Annotated in this window: 13 protein-coding genes; 9 read left to right on the plus strand and 4 right to left on the minus strand. The window is 73.3% G+C overall.

The window, feature by feature from the left end; all coding sequences use genetic code 11:
- Positions 1-26 precede the first annotated feature (26 nt).
- Both ACIP60_RS30695 and ACIP60_RS30700 read right to left on the minus strand, forming a co-directional pair.
- Positions 27-1328: a D-arabinono-1,4-lactone oxidase gene (locus ACIP60_RS30695; RefSeq protein WP_400690477.1), complete on the minus strand. Its 1302-nt coding sequence runs from the start codon at positions 1326-1328 to the stop codon at positions 27-29.
- Between the two features lie 134 nt (positions 1329-1462).
- Positions 1463-2707: an MFS transporter gene (locus ACIP60_RS30700; RefSeq protein WP_400690480.1), complete on the minus strand. Its 1245-nt coding sequence runs from the start codon at positions 2705-2707 to the stop codon at positions 1463-1465.
- 230 nt (positions 2708-2937) lie between these two features.
- On the opposite strand from ACIP60_RS30700, the gene ACIP60_RS30705 reads away from it, so the two are divergent.
- Entirely contained in the window at positions 2938-4080 is a 1143-nt protein-coding gene (locus tag ACIP60_RS30705; RefSeq protein ID WP_400690483.1) for a ferrochelatase, read from the plus strand.
- Between the two features lie 98 nt (positions 4081-4178).
- Positions 4179-4979: an inositol monophosphatase family protein gene (locus ACIP60_RS30710; RefSeq protein ID WP_400690486.1), complete on the plus strand. Its 801-nt coding sequence runs from the start codon at positions 4179-4181 to the stop codon at positions 4977-4979.
- A 101-nt stretch (positions 4980-5080) separates the two neighbouring features.
- Here the strand turns inward: ACIP60_RS30710 and ACIP60_RS30715 are convergent, their stop codons facing one another.
- Positions 5081-5266, minus strand: coding sequence for a hypothetical protein (locus tag ACIP60_RS30715; RefSeq protein WP_030458050.1), 186 nt, complete (start codon positions 5264-5266; stop codon positions 5081-5083).
- Positions 5267-5736: 470 nt separating this feature from the next.
- Between ACIP60_RS30715 and ACIP60_RS30720 the strand changes: the two genes are divergently transcribed.
- From ACIP60_RS30720 to ACIP60_RS30735, 4 genes are all read left to right on the plus strand, one after another.
- Positions 5737-6390, plus strand: a complete 654-nt coding sequence (locus ACIP60_RS30720; protein ID WP_100840350.1) for a response regulator transcription factor — start codon at positions 5737-5739, stop codon at positions 6388-6390.
- 43 nt (positions 6391-6433) lie between these two features.
- A complete protein-coding gene (locus tag ACIP60_RS30725; RefSeq protein WP_282202749.1) occupies positions 6434-7735 on the plus strand; it encodes a HAMP domain-containing sensor histidine kinase in 1302 nt (433 codons plus the stop codon).
- Positions 7736-7947: 212 nt separating this feature from the next.
- Positions 7948-8925, plus strand: coding sequence for an acyl-ACP desaturase (locus tag ACIP60_RS30730; RefSeq protein WP_400690491.1), 978 nt, complete (start codon positions 7948-7950; stop codon positions 8923-8925).
- Between the two features lie 505 nt (positions 8926-9430).
- Positions 9431-9730, plus strand: coding sequence for a DUF4193 domain-containing protein (locus ACIP60_RS30735; protein ID WP_014138508.1), 300 nt, complete (start codon positions 9431-9433; stop codon positions 9728-9730).
- A 245-nt stretch (positions 9731-9975) separates the two neighbouring features.
- Here the strand turns inward: ACIP60_RS30735 and ACIP60_RS30740 are convergent, their stop codons facing one another.
- A complete protein-coding gene (locus ACIP60_RS30740) occupies positions 9976-10479 on the minus strand; it encodes a DUF3093 domain-containing protein (RefSeq protein ID WP_400690494.1) in 504 nt (167 codons plus the stop codon).
- 96 nt (positions 10480-10575) lie between these two features.
- Between ACIP60_RS30740 and ACIP60_RS30745 the strand changes: the two genes are divergently transcribed.
- The 3 genes from ACIP60_RS30745 (at position 10576) to ACIP60_RS30755 (ending at position 12578) form a co-directional block, all read left to right on the plus strand.
- Entirely contained in the window at positions 10576-11160 is a 585-nt protein-coding gene (locus ACIP60_RS30745) for a PaaI family thioesterase (RefSeq protein WP_282202752.1), read from the plus strand.
- A complete protein-coding gene (dut, locus tag ACIP60_RS30750; protein ID WP_400690498.1) occupies positions 11157-11624 on the plus strand; it encodes a dUTP diphosphatase in 468 nt (155 codons plus the stop codon). The genes ACIP60_RS30745 and dut overlap by 4 nt, the downstream gene beginning before the upstream one ends.
- Positions 11625-11783: 159 nt before the next feature.
- Positions 11784-12578, plus strand: a complete 795-nt coding sequence (locus ACIP60_RS30755; protein WP_400690501.1) for a DUF3710 domain-containing protein — start codon at positions 11784-11786, stop codon at positions 12576-12578.
- Positions 12579-12888: the final 310 nt, after the last annotated feature.

Raw genomic sequence — 12888 nt, forward strand, 5'->3', positions numbered from 1 at the left:
ACCGGCTGACGGCGGGCGCGGCCGGGTCAGGCGCCCAGCACCCGGCGCAGGTAGGCGTTGGCGAACCGGCGCTCCGGGTCGACCCTGTCGCGCAGCGCCGTGAAGTCGCCGAAGTGCGGGTAGACGGTCGACAGGTACTCGGCGTCCCGGGTGTGCAGCTTGCCCCAGTGCGGGCGCCCCCGGTGGGCGGTCATCAGCTTCTCCACCTCGGTGAAGTAGGAGAGTTCGCGGGTGCCCCGGTACAGGTGGACGGCGATGTACACGCTGTCCCGCCCGTTCGCGGTGGAGAGCCACAGGTCGTCGGCCGGGGCCACCCGCACCTCCACCGGGAAGCTGATCCGCCAGTCGGAGCGCTCCACCAGCGCCCTCAGCTCGCGCAGCACCTCGGTGGCCGCCTCGCGCGGCACCGCGTACTCCATCTCGATGAAGCGGACCTTGCGCGGGCTGGTGTACACCTTGTACGCCTCGTCGGTGAACCGGCGCTCGGACCAGGCCCGGCTGGCGATCCCGGCTATCGCCGGGATCGCCCCGGGGAAAGCGCGGCCCACCCGGCAGGCGCCCTCCCAGACCGTGTTCGAGACGAAGTCGTCGTCCAGCCACGCCTTGAAGGCGGGCAGCGGCGCGGCCGGGCCCTGGCTGCGGTTGTTCCGCTTGGTCGAGCAGCGGTCGGTGTGCGGGAACCAGTAGAACTCGAAGTGCTCGTTCACCGCCGTCAGGTCGTCGAAGGAGCCCAGCACCTCGTCGAAGCCCATCGGCTGCTCGTGCGCGGAGAGCAGGAACATCGGCTCCACCGCGAAGGTCAGCGCGCTCACCACGCCCAGCGCGCCCAGGCCCAGCCGCGCGCCCTGGAACAGCTCCGCGTCCTCGGTCGCCGAGCAGGTCCGCACCGAGCCGTCGGCGAGGACGATCTCGACCTCGGTGACCTGGGCCGCGAGCGAACCGGAGTCGCGGCCGGTGCCGTGGGTGCCGGTGCTGGTCGCGCCCGCGACCGTCTGCACCTCGATGTCGCCCATGTTCGTCAGCGAGAGGCCGGCGGCCGCCAGCAGCCGGTTCAGCCGGTGCAGCGGCAGGCCGGACTCGACGGTGACCGTCCCGGCCGCCCGGTCGAGCCCGCGGACGGCGGTCAGCCGGTCCGGCCGGACCAGGACGGCGTCCCCGGCGGCGGCGATCGCGGTGAACGAGTGCCCGGCCCCGACCGCCTTCACCGGCAGCCCGGCCCGCCCGGCCGCGACCACCGCCGCCGAGAGCTCCTCGACCGACCCCGGCGCCACCACCCGCGCGGGCCGCGCGCTCTGGTTCCCCGCCCAGTTCCGCCAGACCTCGGTCATCTCCAGAGCCTCCCGCTCGCGCGTGTCCTACCTTCCGGTTCTACCGGTGGGTACGGGGAGCGTAGTCACCAGGATCGCGCAGGTCTACGGTTCGACGGGAGCGGACCGCCCGCCCGCCGGACCCGCCCGTCCGCCTAGGAGCGCACCGCCTCCACCGCGGGCGGCTGCGCCACCGCGAGCCGGCGGCGCAGCCGGGGCAGGCCGGTGTAAGCCGCCAGCGCGGACAGCGCGGCGGCGCCGACCGGGACCCAGTAGCCGTTCGCGCTGCCGGCCGCGTCGACCACGATGCCCGCCGCCGAGGAGCCGACGGCGACGCCGAGGGCCAAGCCGGTGGTGGTCCAGGTCATGCCCTCGGTGAGCCGGGCGGCGGGGACGAGCCGTTCGACCAGGGCCATGGAGGTGATCAGGGTGGGGGAGATGGCGAGGCCGGAGAGGAAGAGCGCGCCGCCCACGCCGACCAGGGCCGCGGTGCCGTGCAGGAGCTGGGCGGCGAGGATGAGCGGGGCCATCCCGGCGGCCATCACGCCGACGCCTACCAGGAAGCGGCGGTCCAGCGGGGCGGTGAACTTCAGCGCGCCGAAGACCGCCCCGGCCAGGCAGGAGCCGAGGGCGTACACGGCGAGGACGCTGCCGGAGGCGGCGGGGTGGCCCTGGGCCTTCGCGAAGGCGACGGTGACCACCTCGACGGAGCCGAAGACGCCGCCGATCGCGGCCAGCGTCAGGATCAGGGTCTGGATGCCCTTGTCGCGGGCGACCGAGACGCCGGCCCGGTGCTCGACGGGGTGGGCCGGGGGCTCGGTGCGGCGCTGGGCGGTGAACAGCAGGACGCCGACCACCAGGAAGACCCCGGCGAGCAGCAGGCCGGACTCGGGGAAGAGCGAGGTGGCCAGGGTGGCGGCCAGGATCGGGCCGATGATGAAGCAGATCTCGTCCGCGACGGCCTCGAAGGAGTACGCGGTGTGCAGCTTGGGCGGCGCGTCCCGGTAGAGGTGGGCCCAGCGGGCCCGGACCATGGAGCCGGTGCTGGGCATGGTGCCCATGCCGACGGCGAAGACGAACAGCGTCCAGTCCGGGAAGCCGTAGTGCGCGCCGAGCAGCAGCCCGGCGGCGGCGAGCACGGTGACGCCGGCGGCGGGGAGGGCGACGCGGCGCTGGCCGTACCGGTCGACCAGGCGGGAGATCCGCGGACCGAGGACCGCGGCGGAGACGGCGAGGACGGCGGAGAGCAGGCTCCCCAGCCAGTAGGAGTCCTTGATCCGGCCGAGCATCGTGACGATGCCGATCCCGGTCATGGAGATCGGCAGGCGGGCGATCAGCCCGGTGAAGGAGAAGGCCAGGGAACCGGGGGCGGCGAAGATCTGGCGGTAGCTGGACAGCACGGGGGGTGGCTCCGTCGGAGGTCGGATGGGGGTAAGACGCAACCATCGGTAATGCGCGACCGTCGCCCACACAGCTTACGAAGCGTGGTCGAACCTCTGCATCCGGGTTGTTCCCGGACATCCCGGACCCCGCCCGTCGCCGCCCGGGCCGCGCCCCCGTCAACGTCCGTACAACGGCCGGGCCGCGCCCGTGCACCGGCCGGGCCGTCACGGGTGGCAGGATCGGAGCCATGTCCGACACGCGCATCCCGAGCCCCACCGACCCCGCGCCGTACGACGCGCTGCTGCTGCTCTCCTTCGGCGGGCCGGAGGGCCCCGAGGACGTGGTGCCCTTCCTGGAGAACGTCACCCGCGGGCGGGGCATCCCCAAGGAGCGGCTGGCCGAGGTCGGCAAGCACTACTTCCTGTTCGGCGGGGTCAGCCCGATCAACGAGCAGAACCGGGACCTGCTGGCCGCGCTGCGCAAGGACTTCGCCGACCACGGCCTGGACCTGCCGGTGTACTGGGGCAACCGGAACTGGGCCCCGTACCTGGTCGACGCCCTGCGGGAGATCGCCGACGACGGGCACCGCCGGGTGCTGGTGCTGGCCACCAGCGCCTACGCCGGGTACTCGGGCTGCCGGCAGTACCGGGAGAACCTGGCCGACGCGCTGGCGCGGCTGGCCGCCGAGGGCCGGCCGGAGCTGACCGTGGACAAGCTGCGGCACTTCTACAACCACCCCGGCTTCGTCGAGCCGATGGTCGACGCCACCCTGGCCGCGCTCGCCGAACTCCCGGAAGCGGTCCGGGACGGCGCCCGGCTGGCGTTCACCACGCACTCGATCCCGACCGCGACGGCCGAGACCTCCGGCGCCCCCGACGACCCGGCCCGCGGCACCCCCGGCGGCGCGTACGTCGCCCAGCACCTGGACGTGGCCCGGCTGGTCGCCGCCGCGGTGGCCGGGCGCACCGGCGTCGCCGACCGGCCCTGGCAGCTGGTGTACCAGAGCCGCTCCGGCGCCCCGCACACCCCGTGGCTGGAGCCCGACATCTGCGACCACCTGGCGGCGGAGCACGCGGACGGCGCCGCGGCCGTGGTGATGGTGCCGATCGGCTTCGTCTCCGACCACATGGAGGTCAAGTACGACCTGGACACCGAGGCGGTGGCCCGCGCCGCCGAACTCGGCCTGCCGGTCGCCCGGGCCGCCACCGTCGGGGCCGACCCGCGGTTCGCCGCCGCCGTCCGGGACCTGGTGCTGGAGCGGGCCGCCGTCCGGCGCGGCGAGCCGGTCACCCGGTGCGCGCTGGGCGCGCTCGGCCCCAGCCACGACGTGTGCGCCACCGCCTGCTGCCCCAACCCGCGCGCCCCCCGGCCCGCCGCCGCCGAAGCCTGAGCGCCCGAGCACCCGAGCGCGAGCACCGAAGCGCGACGCCCGAGCACCGACGCCCGGGCACCGAAGCCCGAAGTTCGAGACCCGGAGGACCGAGACCAGTGACCGACGACCTGCTGCAGGAGTTGCTCGCCACCGCGCTGGAGGCGGCCACCCGGGCCGGCGAGCTGCTGCGCGACGGGCGGCCCGCCGACCTGGGGGTGGCCGCCACCAAGAGCAGCCCGGTGGACGTGGTGACCGAGATGGACCTGGCCTCCGAGAAGCTGGTGCTGGAGCTGATCTCCGCCCGCCGCCCGGACGACGGCTACCTCGGCGAGGAGGGCGCCGACCGCCCCGGCACCAGCGGGGTGCGCTGGGTGGTCGACCCGCTCGACGGCACCGTCAACTACCTGTACGGGCTGCCCTCCTGGGCGGTCAGCGTGGCCGCCGAGCTGGACGGCGAGGCGGTGGTGGGCGTGGTCTTCGTCCCGGCCCGGAACGAGCTGTTCCAGGCGGTGCGCGGCGGCGGTGCCCACCTGGACGGCCGCCGGCTGGCCGTCCGCCCGGCCCCGGCGTGGGGCGGGGCGCTGGTGGCGACCGGCTTCGGCTACCTGCGCGAGCGGCGGGTGCACCAGGCCGAGGTGCTGCACGCGCTGATGGGCGAGGTGCGCGACGTCCGCCGGGGCGGCGCCGCCGCCGTCGACCTGTGCGACCTGGCGGCCGGCCGGTTCGACGGCTACTACGAGCGCGGCCTGGCCCCCTGGGACCGGGCGGCCGGCCTGCTGATCGCCGCGGAGGCGGGCGCGCTCACCGGCTCCCGCCCCGGCCTGCCCGCGGACGGCGAGCTGACCGTCGCCGCCCCGCCCGGCGTCTTCGAACCGCTGCAGGCCCGGCTGGAGGAACTCGGCGCCTGGCACGACTGATCCGCCGCGCGGCGGGCAGACGCGAAGCGCCCCGGGCCGGTGAACCGGGCCGGGGCGCTGGTCGGACAGGGCCGTACCTGGCGGTACGGGAAGGGGAACGGTCAGGCGGCGGAGCGGTGCGTGCCGAGGACCGGGTCCACGCCGTGTTCGGTGGCGAGGCGCTGGAGGTCCTCCAGCTCGGACTGCTCGACCTCGGCCAGGAACTCGTCCCCGGACTCGATCGCGCGGTGCAGATCCTGCTCGGCGTTCTTGATCCGCTGAAGGATTCCGGCGGTGAAGGCGTCCATACGGGCCCCCTTTGCTGTGTCGGACGGGCACGGTCCGAGCAGCCCCCCGGCACGGAACCGGACAAACCCCGGTCGGGCCCCCTGGACCGGACGCGGGTTCCGGTCGGGTGCTCGGGCGGCGCAGGGGCCGCGACCCGGTGGTTTTCCGTCCCAGGCCGGTGCGGATGGGGCACTCGGCGGGTGGTGGTGGCCGCGACGCGCCACAGGACGGCATCACGGTGTGCACGTGTCCTCCCCACCCCCGGGCCATGGAAACCTCCAACTCTCGGGAAAGTTGCCCGAGTCACAGTCCAAACAGGCGGCCGCCGCTCCGCTTTCGCGGACGGCGCACCGGACTTACGACTGCTTTACCGCGCGACCAGGCAGGATGGAGGCACCGTCGGATCCGTCTGCCCGGATCCGCGCCCGGCGCATCACGGCCCGCACGGGCGAGCACGGCCAGGGCCGCTCCAGCAGAAGGGACAACCACCGTGCGGGTACTCGTCGTCGAGGACGAGCAGCTGCTCGCCGAGGCCGTCGCCACCGGCCTGCGCCGGGAGGCCATGGCGGTCGACGTCGTCTACGACGGGGAGGCCGCCCTGCAGCGGATCGCCGTGAACGACTACGACGTGGTGGTGCTCGACCGGGACCTCCCGCTGGTGCACGGCGACGACGTGTGCCGTCGGGTGGTCGAACAGGGCCTGGCCACCCGAGTGATCATGCTCACCGCCTCCGGCGACATCAGCGACCGGGTCGAGGGCCTGGAGATCGGCGCCGACGACTACCTCCCCAAGCCGTTCGCCTTCAGCGAACTCGTCGCCCGGGTAAGGGCGCTGGGCCGCCGCGCCACCGTCCCGCTGCCCCCCGTGCTGGAGCGCTCCGGGATCAGCCTCGACCCCGGCCGCCGCGAGGTGATCCGGGACGGCAAGCCGGTCCAGCTCGCCCCCAAGGAGTTCGCCGTGCTGGAGGTCCTGATGCGGGCCGGCGGCGCCGTGGTCTCCGCCGAGCAGCTGCTGGAGAAGGCCTGGGACGAGCACACCGACCCCTTCACCAACGTGGTCCGGGTCACCGTGATGACCCTGCGCCGCAAGCTCGGGGACCCGCCGGTGATCGTCACCGTGCCCGGCTCCGGCTACCGGGTGTGACCCGCACCCCCGAACCGTCCACCGTCTGAGAGGACTTCCGGCCATGACCACCCCGCCACTCCCCGGCGGGGCCCCCGGCACGCCCGCCCCGGGTCCGCACCAGGTGCCCCCACGACCGTCGCACCCCCCGCGCCGCCCCGACCGCGACCGCGCCGACGACACCTACCACCCCGGCGACGGCCTGTTCGCCTGGCTGTCGCTGCGCCCCACCATCCGGATCCGGCTCACCCTGCTGTACGGCGGGATGTTCCTGATGGCGGGGGTGGTCCTGCTGCTGCTGATGTACTACTTCGTCCGCTCGGCCTTCGACCAGGCCCAGCTGCCGCACCTGACCCTCGGCAACAACATCGCGGTCACCCTCAACGGCCAGGAGATCCGGGACCAGGCCACCCTGGACCGGGCGATGGCCGCCCTCCAGGAGGTCAACAGCAGCCAGGCGCTCTCCACCCTGCTGCGCCGGGCGCTGACCGCCCTGGTCTTCCTGGCCGCGATCGCCTTCGCGGTCGGCTACGCGATGGCCGGCCGGGTGCTCCACCCGCTCGGCCGGATCACCCGCACCGCCCGCGAGGTGGCCGGCAGCGACCTGCACCGCCGGATCGACCTGGACGGCCCGGACGACGAGCTCAAGGAGCTCGCCGACACCTTCGACGAGATGCTGGAGCGCCTCGACCGGGCCTTCGACTCGCAGCGCCGCTTCGTCGCCAACGCTTCGCACGAGCTGCGCACCCCGCTGGCGATCAACCGCACCCTGCTGGAGGTCCAGCTGGCCGACCCGGAGGCCTCGCCCGACCTCCAGCAGCTCGGCAAGACCCTGCTGGCCACCAACGAGCGCAGCGAGCAGCTGGTCGAGGGCCTGCTGCTGCTGGCCCGCAGCGAGAACGAGCTCACCGAGCGGCGTCCGGTCGACCTGGCCGAGGTCGCCCAGCGGGCGATGGAGCAGACCCGGGCCGAGGCGGCCAACCGCGAGGTGGAGCTGCGCGCCGAGCTGGCGCCCGCCCCCGCGCACGGCAACGGCGTGCTGCTGGAGCGGATCGCGCTCAACCTGCTGCAGAACGGCACCCGGTACAACACGCCCGGCGGCTGGGTGGAGATCACCACCTCGGCCGTCCGCGGCGGGGGCGGCGAGCTGGTGGTCAGCAACACCGGCCCGGTGGTGCCCGGCTACGAGCTGGAGCACATCTTCGAGCCGTTCCGCCGCCTCCGGGGCACCGACCGCACCCGCAGCGACAAGGGCGTCGGACTCGGCCTGTCCATCGTCCGCTCCGTGGTGCGCGCCCACGGAGGGGCCATCGAGGTCACTGCCCGCCCCGGAGGCGGCCTGCGGGTCCAGGTCCGCATCCCGTAGCCGCCGGCCCGCCCCGGGCCCGCCGGTGCCCCCTCCGGGCGCTCCGGCCGTCCCCCTCCCCGCCGCACCCGCCCCCAGCCGCCCCCGCCCAGCCGTGTCGGAACGACATAAGCGCTGGACAGGGGCGGCTTGTCATTTGCCTCCGCAACAACTTACGGTGTCGTAACCTACGCAGCCGTAGGTCAGCCCGTCCCCTCCGCAGGAGCAACGCCGTGACCATCGCCCCCGTGCAGCGCACCGCCACGAACGCTTGGACCGACGCCAGGCTGATCCTCGCGCTCGAGGAGGTCGTGGAGACCGAGCTCAACCGCCACCTCAAGGTGGCCAAGGAGTGGATGCCGCACGAGTACGTGCCGTGGAGCCGGGGGCGGGACTTCGACGGCGTGCTCGGCGGCGAGGCGTGGTCGCTCGACCAGTCCCAGGTCACCCCGTTGGCCCGGGTCTCCCTGGTGGTCAACCTGCTCACCGAGGACAACCTGCCGAGCTACCACCACGAGATCGCCAGCATGTTCGGCCGCGAGGGCGCCTGGGGCACCTGGGTGCACCGCTGGACCGCCGAGGAGGGCCGGCACGGGATAGCGATCCGCGACTACCTGCTGGCCACCCGCGCCGTCGACCCGGTCGAGCTGGAGCGGGCCCGGATGGCGCACATGTCCGAGGGCTTCGAGTCGGACAACGCGCACAGCATGCTGCAGTCCGTCGCCTACGTCGCCTTCCAGGAGCTGGCCACCCGGATCGCCCACCGCAACACCGGCCACCACTCCGGCGACCCGCTCTGCGACCAGCTGCTGGCCAAGATCGCCAACGACGAGAACCTGCACATGGTCTTCTACCGGAACCTGCTCAAGGCCGCCCTGGAGATCGCCCCCGACCAGACCATGCGGGCCGTCGCCGACGTGGTGATCAACTTCCGGATGCCCGGCCACGGCATGCCCGGCTTCGAGCGCTCCGCCGCCCAGATCGCCATCGGCAACGTCTACAACCTGCGGATCCACCACGACGACGTGCTGCAGCCCGTGCTGCGCCACCTGAAGGTCATGGAGGTCACCGGCCTCGGCCCGGTCGGCCAGCACGCCCAGGGCGAGCTGGGGGCCTTCCTGGCGGGCCTGGACGCCCAGGCCACCCGCTTCGACGAGCGCCAGGCCGCGCTGCTCGCCCGCCGCGCCGCCGCGGCCGCCGCCCGGGCCTGACCGGGTGCCCGGGAGCTACCGTTCGGTATGCGGACAATTCGGCCGCGCGGGCTCCGGGCGAAAGGCCCGCTTTGGCGGCAAACGCCCGCTGTCGCGCCCGATGTGACGAACCTCACACCTGTCCGGAAGGCGTACCCGCTTCCCCCGATGGTGTGATCACTCGTTCGGGTGGGCCGGTGGCGCTCGGTCACCGTCCCGCCCGGCCGGAGCCCGCCCGGCCGGGTGCCAAAAACCTTTCCCGATCGCCCAGTTGCCGCCCCCGACGGCCCCGGACGATCACCGACCGTGATGATCGATGAGTTCCGGTCCGAACCGATTCACCCGTACGGTGGACGGTGTTCGGACCCCGTTCGGTCACCCCGACGGGCCCCTGTCCGGATGTCGATTGAGTAACAGGGCTTGAAGTAAGGCACAATCTCGGCCTCGGGTCGGGCACAAGACCGGCCCCCCAGGCGTTACGTGCGCTGGAGATACCGCACACACCCAGAGGGGGAGAGCGAAAACTATGGCAACGGACTACGACACCCCACGCAAGACCGATGACGACCTCAACGAGGACAGCATCGAGGAACTCAAGGCCCGCCGGAACGAGAAGGCGTCCAGCTCGGTCGACGTCGACGAGTACGACGCCAACGAGGGGCTGGAGCTTCCGGGCGCCGACCTCTCGAACGAGGAGCTCTCGGTCCGAGTGCTGCCCCGACAGGCCGACGAGTTCACCTGCATGAGCTGCTTCCTGGTGCACCACCGGAGCCAGCTCTACAGCGAGAAGAACGGCCAGCCGATCTGCCGGGACTGCGGAGCCTGAAAACGGCGCGGCACTGGCCCGGGCGGGCGATACCCCTTCGCCGGCCCGGTATGCCGCCCCGTCCGGCCCTGAGCAGCAGGGCCGGAGGCAGTAGCAGCGACCGCCCCGAGCGGTCGCACCCGGCAGGACGCCCCACCGCGCTCCCGCCCCGCGGGGCTCGCAGACAGACCGAAAGGGACGGTCCCACCCACCGGGTGGGACCGTCCCTTTCGCATCTCCCGCCACCGCCCGTCGGCGGACGGCCCTCAGCGCTCCCGCGCGGCGCCCTGCCCGTCCACCGCCGTGCCTCGCCCGTCCACCGCCGTGCCCCGCCCGTCCGCCGCGGCGGCCAGCGCGTCCGCCAGCTTCTGCGGCGACCGGGTCGACAGGTACAGGTACGGGGTCGGGTCCGCCGGATCGGTCACCTCGACCTTCAGCGCCGTCGGCACGTAGCTGCGCAGCAGCATGAACGCCCGCGGATCGGCCTTCACCGACCGCCAGGCCACCGCCTCCTTCGGGTTCAGCACCTCGGCCGCGCCCAGCGCACCCACCGGGATCCGGGCCTGCCCGGCCACCAGCGACCCCTGCACCACCCGGATCCGCGCCGACCCGTAGCCGCTCAGCGCCGCCGCCCCCGCGACCACCCCCACCACCAGCCCGACCAGCGCGCCCACCCCGCTGAAACGGAGCAGGATCAGCGCGAGCGACAGCCCGAGCGCCACGGACAGCAGCCACCAGGACCGCGGGACGGTGAGACGTTCCTCGTACATGCCCCCCATTGTGGGCGCTCCGCACACCGCGCCCGCCCCCCGGGGCCCCGCCGCCGCACCTGTCCCGGAAAACTACCGACAGGTAGGGTCGGCGCCGTGAACGGACCCACCACCCCCACCACCCCGCCCGCGGACGCCGTCCTCCCCGACCGCTCCCCGCTGGCCCCCGCACCCGGCACCCTCATCGGCTCCCACTACGACGAGTGCTTCGGCTGCGGCCCGCACCACCCCCAGGGCCTCCAACTCACCGCCGTCGCCGGCGAACACCTCGACGTCACCGCGCAGTTCACCGTCAAGCCGGCCCACCAGGGCGGCCCCGGCCTGGCCCACGGCGGCGTCCTGGTCAGCGCCATGGACGAGACCCTCGGCACGCTCAACTGGCTGCTCGGCGCCCCCGCCGTCACCGGCCGCCTGGAGACCGACTTCGTCCGCCCCGTCCCGGTCGACTCGGTGCTGCACATCCACGCCCGGGTGACCGGCGTGCACGGCCGCAAGGTCTACAGCGCCGCCGAGGGCCGCATCGGCGCCCCCGACGGACCGGTCGCCATCCGGGCACAGGCCCTCTTCGTCCAGGTGAAGCTGGAACACTTCACCACGCACGGTCGTCCAGAGGACGTGCAGAAGATCCTGGACGACCCGGACCAGATCAAGCGCGCCCGAGCCTTCGAGGTGAACCCGTGACCGACCCCGTCCGCCCGCCCGTCGACATCCTGATCCGCCGGCTCGACCCGGAGATCCCGCTCCCCGCCTACGAGCACCCGGGCGACGCCGGAGCCGACCTGCGCACCACCGTCGACGCCGAACTCGCCCCCGGCGAACGGGCGCTGCTCCCCACCGGCATCTCCATCGCGCTACCGGACGGTCACGCCGCGTTCGTGCACCCGCGGTCCGGGCTCGCGGCCCGCTGCGGAGTTGCACTGGTGAACGCCCCGGGGACGGTCGATGCCGGGTACCGTGGTGAGATCAAGGTGATCGTCGTCAACCTGGACCCACGGGAGCCCGTCAGCTTCAAGCGGGGCGACCGGATCGCCCAGCTGGTCATCCAGCAGGTCGAGAAGGCCCGCTTCCACGAGGTGGGTGAACTCCCGGGTTCGGTCCGGGCCGAAGGCGGGTTCGGCTCGACCGGCGGCCACGCCGCGGTCTAGCATGCGCCGCGGTCTCGGTTCCGCCGAGCGAGCACGACGAGCGGGTGGAAGCGGTGCGATCGGCGATCGCAGCGCTCTTCGGCCGGTCCGATGGGTAGCAGGTAGCAGATATTCGCGTTCGGTCTTGGATTCGGTCTTGGACCGGGAAGGACAGTGACCGTGTTCCGTCGTCGCAAGAGCGAGGACGCTGTCGAGCAGCTCGCCGAGGACGCCATCAGCGCCGACGAGACGGCCGATGACGTCGAGGGTTCCGTCGAGAGCGAGAACGACACCGAACCGGACCCGGCCGACCGGGTCGGTCTCCCGCCGGCCCCGCGCCCGGACGGGCCGTGGGACGTCTCCGAGCTGGAGAAGCCCGAAGAGGGCCGCGTCGACCTCGGGGGCCTGCTGATCCCCGGCGTCGAGGGCATGGAACTGCGGGTCGAGGTCGCCGGTGACGCGATCGTCGCCGCCACCCTCGTGCTGGGCAACAGCGCCGTCCAGCTCCAGGCGTTCGCCGCCCCCAAGTCGGAGGGCATCTGGGGCGAGGTCCGCGAGGAGATCGCCAACGGCATCACCGGCCAGGGCGGCGTCGTCGAGGAGGAGGAGGGCCCGCTCGGCTGGCACCTCCGCGCCCAGGTCCCCGTCCAACTCCCGGACGGCACCCAGGGCGTCCAGCTGGTCCGCTTCGTCGGCTGCGACGGCCCCCGCTGGTTCCTCCGCGGCGTGATCTCCGGCCAGGCGGCCGTCCAGCCCGAGATGGCCGGCCTGCTCGAAGAGGTCTTCCGCCAGACCGTCGTGGTCCGCGGCGAGGCCCCCATGGCCCCCCGCGACCCGATCGTCCTCAAGCTCCCCGAGGACGCCCAGATGGTCGCGGACGGCGCCGCCGCCGCCCCCACCGAGCCCGACTCGCCCTACGCGGGCGGCTCGATCGACCCCTTCTCGCGCGGCCCCGAGATCACCGAGGTCCACTGACCTTCCGGACGCCCCGCGTCCCCTTCCGCCCCCGTGCCACCCGGCCCGGGGGCGGATTTGCTTTGCGGCCGCCGCTGCCCGTACAGTTCCGGAGTCGCGCCGAGAGGGGCGAACGAAAGCGAGTTCGAGGAAACACCGGTGAAACGGTGGCAAAACCTCTGATAAGCTGGGAACACGAAAGAACGAAGCGCCCGGAGATGCGGTCGGAAGGCCGGTCGAAGGAAGCGTCCGTTCCTTGAGAACTCAACAGCGTGCCAAAAGTCAACGCCAGATATGTTGACATCCCCGGCCTCGACTCTGTTCGGGGTTG

The sequence above is a fragment of the Kitasatospora sp. NPDC088783 genome, assembly GCF_044750705.1.
Taxonomy (GTDB): domain Bacteria; phylum Actinomycetota; class Actinomycetes; order Streptomycetales; family Streptomycetaceae; genus Kitasatospora; species Kitasatospora fiedleri.